Annotated in this window: 6 protein-coding genes and 1 pseudogene; 4 read left to right on the top strand and 3 right to left on the bottom strand. The window is 74.0% G+C overall.

Features of this window, described 5'->3' with window-relative positions; genetic code table 11:
* Nucleotides 1-8: 8 nt before the first annotated feature.
* Nucleotides 9-4,676 (bottom strand): annotated as a pseudogene (locus ACF09J_RS11675) (type I polyketide synthase); the annotation flags it as partial.
* Nucleotides 4,677-5,058: 382 nt separating this feature from the next.
* Between ACF09J_RS11675 and ACF09J_RS11670 the strand changes: the two are divergent.
* The 4 genes from ACF09J_RS11670 to ACF09J_RS11655 are packed head-to-tail and all read left to right on the top strand — an operon-like array spanning nucleotide 5,059 to nucleotide 8,975.
* Nucleotides 5,059-6,450, top strand: coding sequence for a glycosyltransferase (locus tag ACF09J_RS11670; protein ID WP_392305214.1), 1,392 nt, complete (start codon nucleotides 5,059-5,061; stop codon nucleotides 6,448-6,450).
* 15 nt (nucleotides 6,451-6,465) lie between these two features.
* Nucleotides 6,466-7,527, top strand: coding sequence for a DegT/DnrJ/EryC1/StrS family aminotransferase (locus ACF09J_RS11665; protein WP_392305213.1), 1,062 nt, complete (start codon nucleotides 6,466-6,468; stop codon nucleotides 7,525-7,527).
* A complete protein-coding gene (locus ACF09J_RS11660; RefSeq protein ID WP_392305212.1) occupies nucleotides 7,524-8,723 on the top strand; it encodes a cytochrome P450 in 1,200 nt (399 codons plus the stop codon). The genes ACF09J_RS11665 and ACF09J_RS11660 overlap by 4 nt, the downstream gene beginning before the upstream one ends.
* A 51-nt stretch (nucleotides 8,724-8,774) precedes the next feature.
* The gene (locus ACF09J_RS11655; protein ID WP_376551975.1) at nucleotides 8,775-8,975 is read left to right on the top strand and encodes a ferredoxin; all 201 of its coding nucleotides are present in this window, start codon (nucleotides 8,775-8,777) and stop codon (nucleotides 8,973-8,975) included.
* Nucleotides 8,976-9,086: 111 nt separating this feature from the next.
* Here ACF09J_RS11655 and ACF09J_RS11650 read toward each other — a convergent pair whose 3' ends face one another.
* Both ACF09J_RS11650 and ACF09J_RS11645 read right to left on the bottom strand, forming a co-directional pair.
* Entirely contained in the window at nucleotides 9,087-10,277 is a 1,191-nt protein-coding gene (locus ACF09J_RS11650; RefSeq protein ID WP_392305211.1) for a cytochrome P450, read from the bottom strand.
* A gap of 150 nt (nucleotides 10,278-10,427) precedes the next feature.
* On the bottom strand, nucleotides 10,428-16,526 hold the full coding sequence (locus ACF09J_RS11645) for a type I polyketide synthase (protein ID WP_392305414.1): 6,099 nt from the start codon (nucleotides 16,524-16,526) through the stop codon (nucleotides 10,428-10,430).
* Between the last annotated feature and the right edge of the window lie 81 nt (nucleotides 16,527-16,607).

Below are 16,607 nucleotides of genomic sequence, written 5' to 3'. Positions count from 1 at the left end.
GAGATCCGCTATGTGGTTTCGAACTCTTCATCGATGATGTCGAGCAGCCGGTCGACCGGCACCGAATCGATGTCCTCGTCGGAGAAGTGCTCCCGCGGGGCGGAGTTCCGGCGGAGCGAGGCGACGAGTGCGTCCAGGCGGTCGACGACGGCCCGGCGTTCGGGGTCGTCGTCCGGCAGGGTGCGCACGATGGCCTCGAACCTGGTGAGTTCGTCGTCGCACGATCCCTGCGGCGGGGAGGCGGATGCGACGAGGAGTTCCCCGATGCGCCGGGCGGCGAGTTCGGGGGTGGGGAAGTTGAAGACGAGGGTGGCCGACAGCCGCAGCCCGGTCAGCGCGGTGAGGCGGTCGCCGAGTTCCACGCCGGCCAGCGAGTCGAAGCCGAGTTCCTTGAAGACGGCGCGGGGTCCGACCGCGTCCGGGCCGGGGTGCCCGAGGACCGCCGCCGCCTGGGTGCGCACCAGGCCGGTGAGCCGGCGTTCGCGCTCGGCCGGGGCCAGGGCCGCCAGTTCGGCCGCGAAGGTGTCGGGCGCGGGGGCCGGTTCGGCGGGGGCGGCGCCGGGCGCGGCGGCGACGGGCCGGGTGCGGCGCGGCGCGGCGGTGTCCTGGACCCGGGTGCGCGTGGGCGGCCGGGGGGCGGTGCGCTCCTGCTCGGTGAGCTGCCGTACGACGACGGCGTCCGCGGTGAGCACCGGGGCGCCGGTGACGTCGGCGGCGGTCAGGGCCAGGGTGCCGTCGTCGGCGGTACTGATCCGCACCCGCAGGGCGGTGGCGCCGACGGCGTGCAGCCGGACCCCGTGCCAGGCGACGGGGAGGGTGCCGGTCGTGGTGAGGGCGGCGTGCCGGGCGGCGTCGAGGAGCGCGGGGTGGATGCCGTAGGCGCCGGGGCCGTCGGTGGTGCCGGAGGGGAGTTCCACCTCGGCGAGGACCGCGTCGTCGTGGCGCCAGGCGGCGCGCAGGCCGTGGAAGGCGGGGCCGAGGTCGAGGCCGTCGTCGGCGAGGCGCTCGTAGTGGTCGTCGAGGTCGAGGGGTTCGGCGCCGGGCGGAGGCCAGGCGGCCGCGAAGGAGGTGTCGGGGGCGGCGGCGGTGCCGGGCTCGGTGCCGAGGAAGCCGCCGGCCCGCAGGGTCCAGGGCTCGGCGGCGGCGCTGCCGGGGCGGGAGTGGACAGTGACGGTGCGCCGGCCGGTCTCGTCGGCGGGGCCGACCCGGACCTGGAGGTTCAGGGTGGCGCCGTCGTGCAGGACGGGCGCCTCGACCAGGGCGAGTTCGTGCAGCACGTCGCATCCGGTGTCGTCGCCCGCGCGGACGGCGAGTTCGACGAGCACGGCGGCGGGCAGCAGGAGGCGTCCGGCCACGGCGTGGTCGGCGAGCCAGGGGTGGGTGGCGACGGCGAGCGCGGCAGCCGACACCGTGCCGCCGTCGGCGAGTTCGACGGCCGGGCCGAGCAGCGGGTGGCCGCCGCCCGCGGGGGCGGTGGCGCCGGGCCGGGCCGGGGCGGGCCAGTGCCGGGCGCGCTGGAAGGCGTACGTCGGCAGGTCGGTGCGGCGGGCTCCGGTGCCGGTGTAGAGGGCGGACCAGTCGACGGGCACGCCGAGGACGTGGAGCCGGCCGAGCGCGGCGGTGAGGGACGTCTCCTCCGGCTGGTCCTTGCGGAGGGTGGGTACGGCCTCGACCATGGTGTCCGGGCCGAGGACGGTGCGGGCGAGGGCGGTGAGGACGCTGCCGGGGCCCAGTTCGACCAGCAGGTCGGTGCCGTGCTCGCGCAGGGCCGTCACGCCGTCGGCGAAGCGGACGGTGCCGCGCACGTGCCGCACCCAGTAGTCGGGGGTGGCGATCTCGGCGCCTGCCGGTTCACCGGTGAGGTTGGACACGACCGGCAGCGTCGGCTCGTGGAAGGTGAGCCCGGCGACGACGTCCCGGAAGGCGTCGAGCATCGGCTCCATGAGCGGCGAGTGGAAGGCGTGCGAGACCGGGAGGCGGCTGGTGCGGCGGCCCCGGGCGGCGAACCGGGCGGCGACCCGCTCCACGGCGTCCTCGGCGCCGGAGACGACGACCGCGGTGGGGCCGTTGACGGCCGCGAGCGAGACGTCACCGCCGAGCAGGGGCAGGACCTCGTCCTCGGACGCCTCGACGGCGGCCATGGCGCCGCCGGCGGGCAGCGCCTGCATCAGGGTGGCGCGGGCGGCGACCAGGCGGGCGGCGTCCTCCAGCGAGAGCACCCCGGCGACGCGCGCGGCGGCGATCTCGCCGACGGAGTGGCCGCCGACCGCGCCGGGGCGCAGCCCGAAGGACTCGGCGAGCCGGTGGAGGGCGACCTCGAAGGCGAACAGCGCGGGCTGGGTCCATCCGGTGCGGTCGAGCTCGGCGGGGTCCTCGCCCCACATCACGGACCGCACCGGACGCTCCAGCTCCGGGTCGAGTGCGGCCAGCACGGTCTCCAGCGCCTCGGCGAACACCGGGAAACGGGTGGCGAGTTCACGCCCCATGCCGAGCCGCTGGGAGCCCTGGCCCGAGAACAGGACGGCGGTCGTACGGGGGGCGGCCTCACCACGGGCACGCACCACGACACCGTCACCGGACGGCGTCAGCACCGCACGGTGCCGCAGCGCGGCCCGGCCCGTGGCCAGCGAGTGCCCGACGTCCAGCGGATCGAGCCCGGGGCGGGCGCGGACGAAGGAGGTGAGCCGCTCGATCTGCGCGTCGAGCGCCTGCGGACAGGCCCCGGACACCGGCCACACCACGGCGTCGGCCGCGGGCCTGGCGGCGGCGGGCCGCACGCCGGGCCCGGCGGTGGTGGAGGCAGCCTCGGCCGCAGGGGCGGCGGCGGAGGCAGCGGATCGGGCGGCAACGGTGACGGCAGGCTCGGCCGCGGACTCGGCGGGCCGCTCGGCGGGCTCGCCGACGACGGCACGCAGGGCGGCGGGCACGACCGCCGACTCGGCGGGGCGAGCGGCGGGCCCGGCGGCGGGAGCAGCGGGCCGCTCCACGGGCTCGCCGACGACGGCACGCCGGGCGGCGGGCACGACCGCCGACTCGGCGGGGCGAGCGGCGGGCCGGGCGGCGGAGGCAGCGGGCCGCTCCACGGACTCGCCGACGACGGCACGCCGGGCAGCGGGCACGACGGCGGCTGGGGCGGGGAGTTGGGCGGCTGACTCGGCGGCGGGGACGCCGTCGGCAGAAGCGGCGGCGACAGCGCGGTCGGCGGATCCGGCGGCAACAGCGGCGGCGGGAGCGTCGACGGGCTCCGCCGCTGGTGCAGCGGGCCGCTCGGCGGACCCGGCGGCGACGGCCGCGGGCTCGACGGCGGAGGCCGCGCGTCGGGCGGTCGACTCGCCGACGACGGCGGTGCGTCGGGTGGTGGACTCGGCCGAGCCGTCGGCCGCAGGGTCGGCGGCCGGGGCCTCCTCCACGATGACGTGGGCGTTGGTGCCGCTGATGCCGAAGGAGGACACCGCGGCCCGGCGCGGGCGGTCGGTGGCGGGCCAGGGCTGGGCCTCGGTGAGGAGTTCGACGGCGCCGGCCGACCAGTCGACGTGCCGGGTGGGGGCGGAGACGTTCAGAGTGCGCGGCATCAGGCCGTGGCGCATCGCCTGGACGGCCTTGATGAGTCCGCCGATCCCGGCGGCGGCCTGCGCGTGCCCGAGGTTCGACTTCAGGGAGCCGAGGCGCAGCGGCCGGCCGCCGTCGCGGTCCTGGCCGTAGGTGGCGATCAGGGCCCTGGCCTCGACGGGGTCGCCGAGCCGGGTGCCGGTGCCGTGGGCCTCGACGAGGTCGACGTCGGCGGGAGAGAGCCCGGCGTCGGCGAGGGCCTCGCGGACGACACGTTCCTGGGCCGGCCCGCTGGGGGCGGTGAGCCCGTCGGAGGCGCCGTCCTGGTTGACGGCGGAGCCGCGCAGCACGGCGAGCACCCGGTGCCCGGCGGCGCGGGCGGCGGACAGGCGCTCCAGTACGACGATGCCGGCGCCCTCCGCCCAGGTGGTGCCGTCGGCGTCGTCGGAGAAGACCTTGCAGCGGCCGTCGGCGGCGAGACCGCCCTGCCGGGTGTAGGCGACGAACCCGACCGGCGTGGACATCACGGTGACGCCGCCGGCCAGGGCGGTGGCGCACTCCCCCGACCGCAGCGAGCGCAGCGCGTAGTGGAGGGCGACCAGGGACGAGGAGGACGCCGTGTCGAGGGTGACGGCGGGTCCTTCGAGACCGAGGAAGTGGGCGAGCCGTCCGGAGGCGATGCTCGGCGACAGTCCGGTCAGGGCGTGTCCGGTGAGGTCCTCGGAGGAGGCGTTGGTGACGGCCGCGTAGTCCTGGCCGCCCGTGCCGACGAAGACGCCGGTGCGGGTGCCGTACAGGGTGTGCGGGTCGATGCCGGCGTGTTCCAGGGCCTCCCAGGAGGTCTCCAGGACGAGCCGCTGCTGCGGGTCGGTGGAGACGGCCTCGCGGGGCGACATCCCGAAGAAGCCGGCGTCGAAGTCGGCGGCCGCGGCGAGGAATCCGCCCCGGTGGGTCACGCTGCGGCCGGGCCCGTCGCCGGTCAGGGCGGCCAGGTCCCAGCCGCGGTCGCCGGGGAACGGCCCGGTGGCGTCGCGGCCGTCGCGGACCAGCTCCCACAGGTCCTCGGGTCCCTCGACGCCTCCCGGGAAGCGGCAGGCCATTCCGACGACCACTACCGGGTCCTCGTCGGCTCCGATCGTCATGCCTCGCTCACCCCTGCGGAAAAAGTCGGTCCGGTGGACACCTCTGCCTGCCGGATCGTAGGGGCGCAAAGGCTGTACTTTTCCCTAAGGAATCTCTCCGTTCGGAGCCCGGCCGCGCCCGGACGGCGCGAAAACACCCCGCTCCGGGGCGAAGACTAGGGATTCTCCGGACCCTGGCGTGAGACGAAGTCAGCGGCACGCTTCTCCCGCGCGGCACAGCGCTCCGCGCGGCGGGGTCGGCGGTGTCCTGTGACGGCGTGCGCGACAGGCGGCGGCGTCTGCGAAAGCGGTCATCCGGCGACATTCGGTGGGTGGACGCGAGGCGTGCGGGCCCGCGTGGTCCGCCACTTTCCGGAGGGTGTTGTCCATGGGCGCGCACAGGCGGCCGATCCTGTTCGTCAGTTATGCCGAAAGCGGTCTTCTCAATCCGCTCCTCGTACTGGCCGAGGAATTGTCCCGGCGTGGTGTGGAGGATCTGTGGTTCGCCACGGACGAGAAGGCGCGGGACCAGATCGAGTCGTCCTCGGTGGACAGTGAGCTGCGGTTCGCCTCGCTCGGCGACACCGTGTCGCAGATGTCGGCGGTCACCTGGGACGACGAGACCTACGCCGAGGTGACGCAGCGTTCCCGCTTCAAGGCGCACCGCGCGGTGATCCGGCACTCCTTCGCGCCCGAGACCCGGGTGGAGAAGTACCGGGCCCTGGAGAAGGTCGTCGAGGAGGTCCAGCCCGCCCTGATGGTGATCGAGAGCATGTGCCAGTTCGGGTACGAGCTGGCGATCACCAAGAAGATCCCGTTCGTGCTCGGGGTGCCGTTCCTGCCGAGCAACGTGCTGACCTCGCACGTGCCGTTCGCCAAGTCGTACACGCCGTCCGGGTTCCCGGTGCCGCACTCGGGCCTGCCGGGCAGGATGACGATCGCGCAGCGGGTGGAGAACGAGCTGTTCCGGGTGCGCACGCTCGGGATGTTCATGACGAAGGAGATGCGGGAGGTCGTCGAGGAGGACAACCGCATCCGCGGCGAGCTGGGCATCTCCCCCGAGGCGCGGCAGATGATGGCGCGCGTCGACCACGCCGAGCAGGTGCTGTGCTACTCGGTGGCCGAACTGGACTACCCGTTCCCGATGCACGAGAAGGTGCGGCTGGTGGGCACGCTGGTGCCGCCGCTGCCGCAGGCGCCGGACGACGACGGTCTCTCGGACTGGCTGAACGAGCAGAAGTCCGTGGTCTACATGGGCTTCGGCACCATCACCCGGCTCACCCGTGAGCAGGTCGCCTCGCTGGTGGAGGTGGCCCGCCGGCTTGAGGGCGAGGGCCACCAGGTGCTGTGGAAGCTGCCGAGCGAGCAGCAGCACCTGCTGCCGCCGGCCGAGGAGCTGCCGGCGAACCTGCGGATCGAGAACTGGGTGCCCTCGCAGCTCGACGTGCTGGCGCACCCGAACGTCAAGCTGTTCTTCACGCACGCCGGCGGCAACGGCTACCACGAGGGCCTGTACTTCGGAAAGCCGCTGGTGGTACGGCCGTTGTGGGTGGACTGCGACGACCAGGCCGTGCGCGGCCAGGACTTCGGCGTGAGCCTGACCGTCGACCGCCCCGAGACCGTGGACACGGACGACGTCCTCGACAAGGTCACCCGCGTCCTGAACGAGCCGTCCTTCACCGAGCGCGCCGAGCACTACGCCGGGCTGCTGAAGGCCGCGGGCGGTCGTACCGCCGCCGCGGACCTGCTGCTCGGCCTCCCCCTCCTGGCGAACGACTGACCGAGGAAGTCAAGGATGTCCTATACGTATCCGGTCTCCATGCCGTGGCTGAAGGGCCGCGAGCTCGAGTATGTGACGGAGGCCGTCGGCGGCGGCTGGATCTCGTCGCAGGGTCCCTACGTCCGGCGGTTCGAGGAGGCGTTCGCCGCCTACAACGACATGCCGCACGGGGTCGCCTGCTCCTCGGGCACCACCGCGCTGACGCTGGCGCTGCGGGCGCTGGGCGTCGGCCCCGGCGACGAGGTGATCGTCCCGGAGTTCACGATGATCGCCTCCGCGTGGGCGGTCACCTACACGGGGGCCACCCCGGTGTTCGTGGACTGCGGCGACGACCTGAACATCGACGTCTCCCGCGTCGAGGAGAAGATCACCTCGCGCACCAAGGTGATCATGCCGGTGCACATCTACGGCCGGCAGTGCGACATGGACGCCATCATGAACCTGGCGTACGAATACAACCTGCGGGTGGTCGAGGACTCGGCCGAGGCGCACGGGGTGCGGCCGGTGGGCGACATCGCCTGCTTCTCGCTGTTCGCCAACAAGATCATCACGGCGGGCGAGGGCGGGGTGTGCCTGACCCGGGACGCCCATCTGGCCGAGCAGATGGCCCACTTGCGGGCGATGGCGTTCACCAGGGACCACAGCTTCCTGCACAAGAAGCTGGCCTACAACTACCGCATGACGAACATGCAGGCCGCGGTGGCGCTCGCGCAGACCGAGCAGCTCGACACGATCCTCGCGGCCCGCCGCGACATCGAGAAGCGTTACGACGACGCGCTGCGGGACGTGCCCGGCATCACGCTGATGCCCGCCCGCGACGTGCTGTGGATGTACGACCTGAGGGCCGAGCGGCGCGAGGAGCTGTGCGCGTACCTGGCCGACCAGGGCATCGAGACCCGGGTGTTCTTCAAGCCGATGAGCCGTCAGCCGGGCTACTTCGACGCCGACTGGCCGTCGCTGAACGCCTCCCGGTTCAGCGAGGACGGGTTCTACCTGCCGACGCACACCGGACTGACCGCGCAGGACCAGGAGTTCATCACCGACCGGATCCGCGACTTCTACGGAGTCAAGCGATGACCGCCGACGCCGAGACGACGACGTACGCGCCGGGCTGCCCGGTCGCCTTCCCGCTGCGGCGGCCGGGACGCCCGTTCCCGCCGCCGGAGTACGCCGACTACCGGGCCGGCGAGGGCCTGGTCCGCTCCGAACTGCCCGCCAGCGGCCCGGTGTGGCTGGTGACGCGGCACGAGGACGTGCGGGCCGTGCTGACGGATCCCCGGATCAGCGCGGACCCCTCCCGCCCCGGCTTCCCGAGGGCCAGGCGCACCGGCGGCGCCCCCTCGCAGTCGGAGATCCCGGGCTGGTTCGTGGCGCTGGATCCCCCGGAGCACGACCGGTTCCGCAAGACGCTGATCCCGGAGTTCACCGTGCGCAAGGTGCGGGAGCTGCGTCCGGCGATCCAGCAGATCGTGGACGAGCGGATCGACGCGCTGCTCGCCGCCGGCGACTCGGCCGACCTGATCGCGGACTTCGCGCTGTCCGTGCCGTCCCTGGTCATCTCCGACCTGCTCGGGGTGCCCAAGGCGGACCGGGACTTCTTCGAGGCGAAGACGAGGGTCCTGGTGACCCTCTCCTCCACCGACGAGGAGCGCGACGCGGCCTCCAAGGCGCTGCTGCGCTATCTGAACCGGCTCATCCAGATCAAGGGCCGCCGCCCCGGCGAGGACCTGATCAGCCGGCTGATCCAGGCCGGCACCATGTCCCGGCAGGAGCTGTCCGGGGTGTCGATGCTGCTGCTCATCGCGGGACACGAGACCACGGCGAACAACATCGGCCTGGGCGTCGTCCAGTTGCTGACCAACCCGCAGTGGATCGGCGACGACCGCATCGTGGAGGAGATGCTGCGCTACTACTCGGTCGCCGACCTGGTGTCCTTCCGGGTGGCGGTGGAGGACGTGGAGATCGGCGGCCAGTTGATCAAGGCCGGTGAGGGCATCGTGCCGCTGATCGCGGCGGCCAACCACGACGGTTCCGTCTTCGACAAGCCCGAGGAGTTCAACCCGGAGCGTTCCGCGCGCTCCCACGTGGCGTTCGGGTACGGCGTCCACCAGTGTCTCGGGCAGAACCTGGTGCGGATGGAGATGGAGATCGCCTACCGGACCCTGTTCGAGCGCATCCCGACCCTCGAACTGGCCGTGCCCGTCGAGGAGTTGCCCCTGAAGTACGACGGCGTGCTGTTCGGTCTGCACGAGCTGCCCGTCACCTGGAGCTGAGCGACGGGCCGGCCGCCGCGGCGGCCGGCCCGGTGGAACGACCCTGGAGGAATGATGGTGCGCGTCAACGTGGACATCGATCGCTGCGTCGGTGCCGGACAGTGCGTGCTGACCGTGTCGGACGTGTTCGACCAGGACGACGACGGCCTGGTGACCGTCCTCGGCCAGCCGTCGGACCCGGCCACCCTGGACGCGGTCCGCGAGGCCGCGGTGGTCTGCCCGTCGATGGCGATCACGGTGGTGGAGGACTAGGACCTCCACCCGTACGGCCCTTCGTACGGTCTTTCGTACGGAAGAGCGGAAAGAGCGGCGGCCCCCACTCGTCAGGCAGTGGGGGCCGCCGCTGATGTCGGGGGGCGGGTGTCACCAGGTGACGGGGAGTTCGGTGAGGCCGCCGTTGAGCTGGCCCGACGTCACCTGGAGCTCCTCCACGGGGCGGGCCAGCCTCAGGCCGGGCAGCCGGGTGAAGAGCTGGGTGTAGGCCGTCTTCAGCATCATCCGGGCCAGCGGGGCCCCGATGCAGTGCCACATGCCGTGCCCGAACGTCAGGTGCTCGTTGGGCGCGCGGCGGATGTCGAAGACCTCCGGCTCGTCGAAGACGGCCTCGTCGAAGTTGACCAGCGTGAAGTCGAGCAGCACCAGGTCGCCGGTGCGCATGGTGACGTCGCCGATGGTGATGTCGTCGGTGGCGTAGCGCGGCAGCGCGGCACCGGAGCCGCCGGCCTTCGCGGCCCGCAGGATCTCCTCGACGCCGCTCTTCATCAGCTTCTCGTCGGCGAGTGCCTCCCGCAGCTGGTCGGGGTACTGCGTGAACAGCACGACGCCCAGGTCGACATGGGTGGCGACGCTGTCGAGGCCGGCGAAGAGCAGGCTGGCGGCGATGGGGCCGATGCGCTCGTCCTCGGGGACCGTCTGACACAGCCGGGAGATCACGTCGTCGCCGGGCTCGGCCCGCTTGCGGCCGGCCAGCTCGACCAGCAGCCCGAACAGCTTCGCCTGGCTCCTGGCGACGCTCTCCGCGTCGTTCAGCGTGGCCATCTCGCCAAGCACCGCCAGCAGTTGGCCCTGCTCCTGCATCGGGATGCCGATCAGGGCGCACAGCACGGTCAGCGAGTACGGCAGCGAGAAGTTGCCCCGCAGGTCGGCGGGGCGCTCCTGGGCGGCGAGGCCGTTCAGGATCTGCTCCGCGATCCCCTCCACCATGGGCATCATGTTGAGCACCCGGCGGGCCGAGAACTGCGGGGTGAGCAGGGTGCGCAGCTCGGCGTGCGCGGCGCGGGCCGCCTCGACGTCGTCCATGATGAGCAGGTCCATCAAGGGGTTCTTGACGTAGCGGGGCGCGTTGGCCGGGTCGGTGTGCGCGCGGGCCAGGCGCTCGTCGTGCAGCAGTTGCTTCAGCTCGGCGTGCCGGGTCACCAGCCAGCCCTCGTCGCCGGCCGGGGTGGTGATCTTGGTGACGGGAGCGCGCAGCTGGAGCTCGCGCAGCAGCGGGCTGAGGCGGAGCACCGAGGGCGCGCCGTCGTCGAGGGAGGGCGGCGGGGTGGGGTTGAGCATGGGACTGCTACTCCTTGGGGCGGTGGTGGTGTGCGCCGGTCCCGGGCTGCGGGGCCGCTGTCGCGTCCGGGGCGACGCCGTGCAAGAGGGCGGCGCCCCGGACGCGGTGGGAGGACGGGAGGGAACCGGCCGGGACCGGCCGGACCCGGCTCAGGCGTCGCCGTCCGGAAGTTCGGCGAGCCAGTTCTCGATGGCCTCGGCGGTCAGCGCCGAGTGCTCCATGGCCAGGGACAGGTGGTCGGCCTCGATGTCGCGTACGGCGTCGGCGGGCACCGCGGAGGTGTCGAGCATGAAGCCGTTGTTGGCCTGCGTGGCGCGCAGGAGCAGGGTGGGGGCGGTGGTCGCGGGCGCGTCGATGTCCGTCATCAGCATGAACCAGTGCGCCATCGCGGACATCCGGGCGCTGTTGAGCGTCACGGACGGCGAGTCGATGTCGGCCAGGTAGAAGCGGGTGGTCTGGTCGAGGTTGTTTCCTTCCGAGGGGTCGTACCGGATGGACGCCGTGTCGAGCAGGACGACCGCCTCCGGCTTGACGCCCCACGTGTCCTCCAGGACTCCGGCCGCGAGGTAGGCGAGGGAACCACCGGTGGAGTGGCCGACCATCACGAACGGTTCGCCGTCGCTCGCCATCAGGACGCTCTCGGCGACGATCCGGGCCGCCGCGTCACTGGTGGCGGGGAGCAGCTCGCCGGGGGCGAAGCCCATCAGCGGCAGCGCCGACACATGGCGGCTGCCGCGGAAGTGGGCGGCGATGCGGGCGTACTGGTGGACACCGCCGGTGGCGCCGGGCGCGCTGACGAAGATCAGCCGCGGGGAGCCCGGGCCGGTGGCCAGGGTGACGGCCTCGGACAGCTCCTCCAGGTCGGCGGGCGTCTCGAAGGTGGGCCGGGTGTTGGCGACGGCCTTCAGCATCCGCATCGCCTCGACGAGCTTGCCGCCGCGCACCGCGTTGTGGAACAGGCCGACCAGGGTGTCGTCGGGGTGCACGGTGGTGCCGGCGACGGCGGTGCCGGACGCCTTGCCGGGAGCGGACAGGTCGCCCAGTTCCTCGTTGAGGTGGCGGGCCAGCTTCACCGGTGTCTTGCTGTCGAAGACCACCGACGTCGGCAGGCGCAGTCCGAGGAGTTCGCCGAGCTGGTTGCGCAGGCTGACCGAGACCAGCGAGTCGAAGCCCAGCTCCAGGAAGCCGCGTTCGGGGTCGACGGCGGCGGGGTCGGCGTGGCCGAGCAGGCCCGCGGTGAAGCCGACGACCAGTTCGGTGAGCAGCTTCTCCCGGCCGGCGGTGTCGAGCGTGCGCAGCCCGTCGAGCACGGTCTTGGGCGAGCGGTCCGCGGCGGCGGCGCGCCGGGGGCGCGGCACCAGGTCGCGCCAGAGGGCGGGCAGCGTCTGCTGGACCTGGAGTCCGGCGACGTTGATCCGGGTGGGCACGAGCACCGGCTCGGGGCGGGCGAGCGCGGCGTCGAACAGGGCGAGGCCGTCCTCGACGCTCATCGGCGGGGTTCCGCCGCGGTCCATCCGTCCCAGGTCGGTGTCGCTGACCTGGCTGGTCATGCCGCTGCCGCGGCCCCAGGGGCCCCAGGCGAGGGACACGCCGGGCAGACCGGCCGCCCGGCGCCGGTGGGCGAGGGCGTCGAGGGAGGCGTTGGCGGCGGCGTAGTTGCCCTGGCCGGGGCCGCCGATGACGCCGGAGATCGAGGAGTACAGCACGAAGGCGGCGAGGTCCTGGCCGAGGGTGGCCTCGTGCAGGTGCAGGGCCGCGTCGGCCTTGGGGCGCAGCACACCGGCCAGTTGTTCCGGGGTGAGCGAGCCGATCAGGGCGTCGTCCAGGACGCCCGCGGTGTGCACGACGGCGGTCAGCGGGTGCGCGGCCGGCACCGACGCGACGAGCGCGTCGACGGCGTCGCGGTCGCCGACGTCGCAGGCGGAGACGGTCACCTGGGCTCCCAGGCCGGTAAGTTCGGCGACCAGTTCGGCCGCGCCGGGCGCCTGCGGGCCGCGACGGCCGGCCAGCAGCAGGTGCCGGGCGCCCCGGGTGGTGACCAGGTGGCGGGCGAGCGCGGCGCCGAGACCGCCGGTGCCGCCGGTGATCAGGACGGTGCCGTCGGGGTTCCAGCCGTGGGCGGCGGGGGCGCCGTCGGCCGTGCGCGGCAGCCGGGCGAGCCGGGCGGCACGCACCTGGTAGTCGCGGACCGCGAGCTGCTGCTCGTCGAGCGTCAGGATGTCGGGCAGCACGCCGGCGGACAGGAACGTGTCGTCGAGGTCGATGAGCAGCAGGCTGCCGGGGTTCTCGGTCTGCGCGGAGCGGACCAGGCCCCAGACGGCCGCGGCGGCCGGGTCGAGGACGTCCTCGTCGTCGAGGGCGACGGCGCGACGGGTGACGAAGACGAGTCGGGTGCCCGCGAGCCGGGGCTCGGACAGCCACTCCTGGAGATGGCCGAGGACCCGGGCGGTGAGGGCGTGCACGCCGTCCGCTCCGGCGTCCTTGTCCCCCGGGAGGCCCCCCGCCAGCGGGATCAGGAACACGTCGGGTGCGACACCGCTGTCGCCGATGGCGCCGCCCAGGGACTCCGCGTAGGCAGTGACGGTCTCGTCGGCGCGGTGCATGGCGTAGCCGAGGTCGAGTTCGTCGGAGCCGACGACGGCCCAGCGGGTGCCGGTGGCGCGGCCGGAGGCCTTGACGGGCGCCCACTTCAGCGCGAACAGGTCGCCCCGGCCGGTGGCGGCCGGGGTCCCGGCGGTGCCGTCAGGGGTACCCAGGCGCACGGTGTCGGCGGTCAGAACGAGGTTGCCCGCGGGGTCGGCGGCGGTGAGGGCGACGGTGTCGGGTCCGGTGGTGCTCAGCCGTACGCGCAGCGCGGTGGCGCCGGTGGCGTGCAGCGTGAGCCCGTCGAAGCCGGCCGGCTCGGGGACCGCGGCGCCGTCGAGGGCGGCGGCGGCGCGCAGGGCGGTGGACAGCAGCGCGGGGTGCAGTCCGAAGCCGCTGTCGGGTCCCGCGGGCAGCTCGGCCTCGGCGAACACCTCGCCCTCGTGCCGCCATACGCCGGTCGGGCCGCTGAACAGCGGTCCGAGGGCGCGCCCGTCGGACGGGAGCTCCTCGACCGGGACCTGGCGGGCGTCGGCGGGCGGCCACTCCACGAGGTCCGTGGCTGTGTCCTCGGCGTACTCGGCGCCGTCGTCGGGGGCGAGGACGCCACGGGCGTACGTGGTCCAGGGGGCGTCGTCCGCGGACGCCGGGCGGGCGTGCACGGAGAGCCTCCGGTGCCCGGAGGCGTCCGCGGGGCCGACGCGCACCTGGAGCAGGACCTCGTCGCGGTCGCCGAGGGTCAGCGGGGCGAGCAGGTCGAGCCGGTCCAGGCGCGGGGTGCCGTTGTCGTCGCCCGCGCGGACCGCGATCTCCACGAAGGCTGTGCCGGGTACGGTGATCCGGCCGTCGACGCGGTGCTCGGCGAGCCAGGGGTGGGTCAGCGGTGAGAGGCGTCCGGTGAGGACGGACTCGTCGGCGTCGGCGAGGGCGACGGTGGCGCCGAGCAGCGGGTGCGCGGCGGCGCCGAGGCCGAGCCCTGCGGGGTCGCCGGAACGGGCCTGCACGTTCGGCCAGTACCGGCTGCGCTGGAAGGCGTACGTCGGCAGGTCCACGGGGTCCGGGCGCCCGGGGAGGGCGCCCTCGAACACGGCGTCCCAGTCGGTCCTGGCGCCGCGGGTCCACAGGGTGCCGAGCGCGGCGAGGGCGGAGGCCTCCTCCGGCTGGTCCTTGCGCAGCGCGGGCACGGCGGTGACCCCGGCCTCCTGGGTGTTCTCGGCGACGAGCGCGGACAGCACGCCGCCCGGGCCGAGTTCGAGGAAGGTCCGCGCACCCTCGTCGACGAGGGTGCGCACGGCGTCGGCGAAGCGGACGGCCTGCCGGGCGTGGCACACCCAGTAGTGCGGCGTGGCCAGTTCCTCCGCGGTGACGACGTCGCCGGTGAGGGTGGAGACGACGGGCAGCGACGGCTCGCCGAAGGTGAGCTCGGCGACGACGTCCCGGAACGCGTCGAGCATCGGGTCGACGAGCGGCGAGTGGAAGGCGTGGCTCACGGAGAGCCGCGTGGTGCGCCGGCCCTGCTCACGGAAGTGCTCGGCGACGGCGAGGACGGCGTCCTCGTCGCCGGAGACCACCACGGACTCGGGGCCGTTGACCGCGGCGAGCGAGACCCGCTCGTCAAGGAGCGGCCGCACCTCGGCCTCGGTGGCGCTCAGGGCGGCCATGGCCCCGCCGGCCGGCAGGTCCCGCATGAGGCCGGCGCGGGCGGCGACCAGCGTGCAGGCGTCCTCCAGGGACAGTGCGCCGGCCACGTGCACGGCGGCGATCTCTCCGACGGAGTGCCCGGCGAGGTGGTCGGGGCGCAGCCCCCAGGAGGCGAACAGGCGGTGGAGGGCGACCTCGACGGCGAACAGGGCGGGCTGGGTGTGGCCGGTGTCGTCGAGGGCCGCCGGGTCCTCGCCCCAGATGACGTCGCGCAGCGAGTGGCCGAGGCGCCCGTCGAGGAGGGCGAGGGTCTCGTCCAGGGCGGCCGCGAACACCGGAAAGCGGGCGTGGAGTTCACGGCCCATGCCGAGGCGCTGGGCGCCCTGCCCGGAGAAAAGGACGGCGAGGCCGGGGCGGTCGCCGGAGGGGACGGTGCCGCGGGCGGCCTCGGTGAGGCCGCCGTCCGCGGCGACGAGCAGCGCCCGGTGTTCGAAGGGGGTGCGGGTGGCGGCCAGCGCGTGGCCCACGGCGACGGGGTCGGCGCCGGACGCGGCGAGCGGACGTACCCGTTCCAGCTGGGCGTCGAGGGCGGCGGCGGTACGGGCCGACACGGGCCAGGGCACGGCGCGCGGGACGACCGGCGCGGGCCGCGGCTCGGCGTCGGTGTCCTCCTCGGCCGCGGGGGCCTCTTCGAGGATGACGTGGGCGTTGGTGCCGCTGATGCCGAACGACGACACCCCGGCCCGGCGCGTCTGCTCGCCCTCGGGCCAGGGGGTGGCCTCGGTGAGCAGGCTGACGTGGCCGGCGTCCCAGTCGACGTGCGTGGAGGGCGCGTCGACGTGCAGGGTGCGGGGCAGCAGCCCGTGGCGCAGCGCCAGGACCATCTTGATGACGCCCGCGGCGCCCGCGGCGGCCTGGGTGTGGCCGATGTTGGACTTCACCGTGCCGAGGCGCAGCGGGCGGCTCGCGTCGCGGTCCTGGCCGTAGGTGGCGAGCAGGGCCTGTGCCTCGATGGGGTCGCCGAGGGTGGTGCCGGTGCCGTGCGCCTCGACGGCGTCGACGTCGGCGGGCGAGAGCCCGGCGGAGGCCAGCGCGTCGCGGATGACGCGCTGCTGGGCGGGCCCGTTGGGGGCGCTGAGGCCGTTGGAGGCGCCGTCCTGGTTCACGGCGGAGCCGCGCAGCACGGCGAGCACCGGGTGGCCCTTGCGCCGGGCCTCGGAGAGCCGCTCGACGAGGATCATGCCGACGCCCTCGGACCAGCCGGTGCCGTCGGCGGAGTCGGCGAACGCCTTGCAGCGGCCGTCCGCGGCGAGGCCGCCCTGGAGGCTGAAGCCGACGAAGCTCGAGGAGGTGGTCATGACGGTGACGCCGCCGGCCAGCGCGAGGTCGGCCTCTCCGGAGCGTACGGACTGGGCGGCCAGGTGCAGGGCGACCAGGGCCGAGGAGCACGCGGTGTCGAGGGTGACGGCGGGTCCTTCGAGGCCGAGCGCGAAGGACAGCCGGCCGGACATCACGCTGGCGGCCAGGCCGTTGCCCGCGTAGCCGCCCATGTCGTCGTCGGAGGCGAGGACGAGGTGGGCGTAGTCCTGCGAGTTGGTGCCGACGAACACGCCGGTGCGGCTGCCGCGCAGGCTGCCGGGGGCGATCCCGGCACGCTCGACGGCCTCCCAGGCGGTCTCCAGGAGCAGCCGCTGCTGCGGGTCCATGGCCAGCGCCTCGCGGGGCGAGATGTCGAAGAAGCCCGGGTCGAAGTCGGCGACGTCGTGCAGGAATCCTCCCTTCTGCGTGCTGCTGCCGCCCTCTCCGTCACCGGCGAGCGTCTCCAGGTCCCAGCCGCGGTCGGCCGGGAAGCCGCCGATGGCGTCGCGGCCGTCGGCGAGCAGCTCCCAGAGGTCCTCGGGGGATCGCACACCGCCCGGGAAGCGGCACGCCATGCCGACGATCGCCACGGGCTCGTGGCGGCCCGACTCGGCTTCCTGGAGGCGCCTGCGGGTCTGGTGGAGATCCGCCGTGACCCACTTCAGGTAATCGACGAGCTTGCTTTCGTCCGGCATCGTCCGTGAACCTTCCTCAGATGTTTCGCGCGTAGGTGGGGTGGGCCCAGG

The sequence above is a fragment of the Streptomyces sp. NPDC014889 genome (assembly GCF_043081205.1).
Lineage (GTDB): Bacteria > Actinomycetota > Actinomycetes > Streptomycetales > Streptomycetaceae > Streptomyces.
Note: the sequence above shows the minus strand (reverse complement) of the source record. Positions and strands in the feature narration are given on the sequence as shown.

Bases quoted from the DNA above. Each gene is read 5' to 3' on its own strand.
- ACF09J_RS11650 (WP_392305211.1), bottom strand. From the start codon at position 10,277: ATGCTCAACCCCACCCCGCCGCCCTCCCTCGACGACGGCGCGCCCTCG.
- ACF09J_RS11655 (WP_376551975.1), top strand. From the start codon at position 8,775: ATGATGGTGCGCGTCAACGTGGACATCGATCGCTGCGTCGGTGCCGGA.
- ACF09J_RS11665 (WP_392305213.1), top strand. From the start codon at position 6,466: ATGTCCTATACGTATCCGGTCTCCATGCCGTGGCTGAAGGGCCGCGAG.
- ACF09J_RS11660 (WP_392305212.1), top strand. From the start codon at position 7,524: ATGACCGCCGACGCCGAGACGACGACGTACGCGCCGGGCTGCCCGGTC.
- ACF09J_RS11670 (WP_392305214.1), top strand. From the start codon at position 5,059: ATGGGCGCGCACAGGCGGCCGATCCTGTTCGTCAGTTATGCCGAAAGC.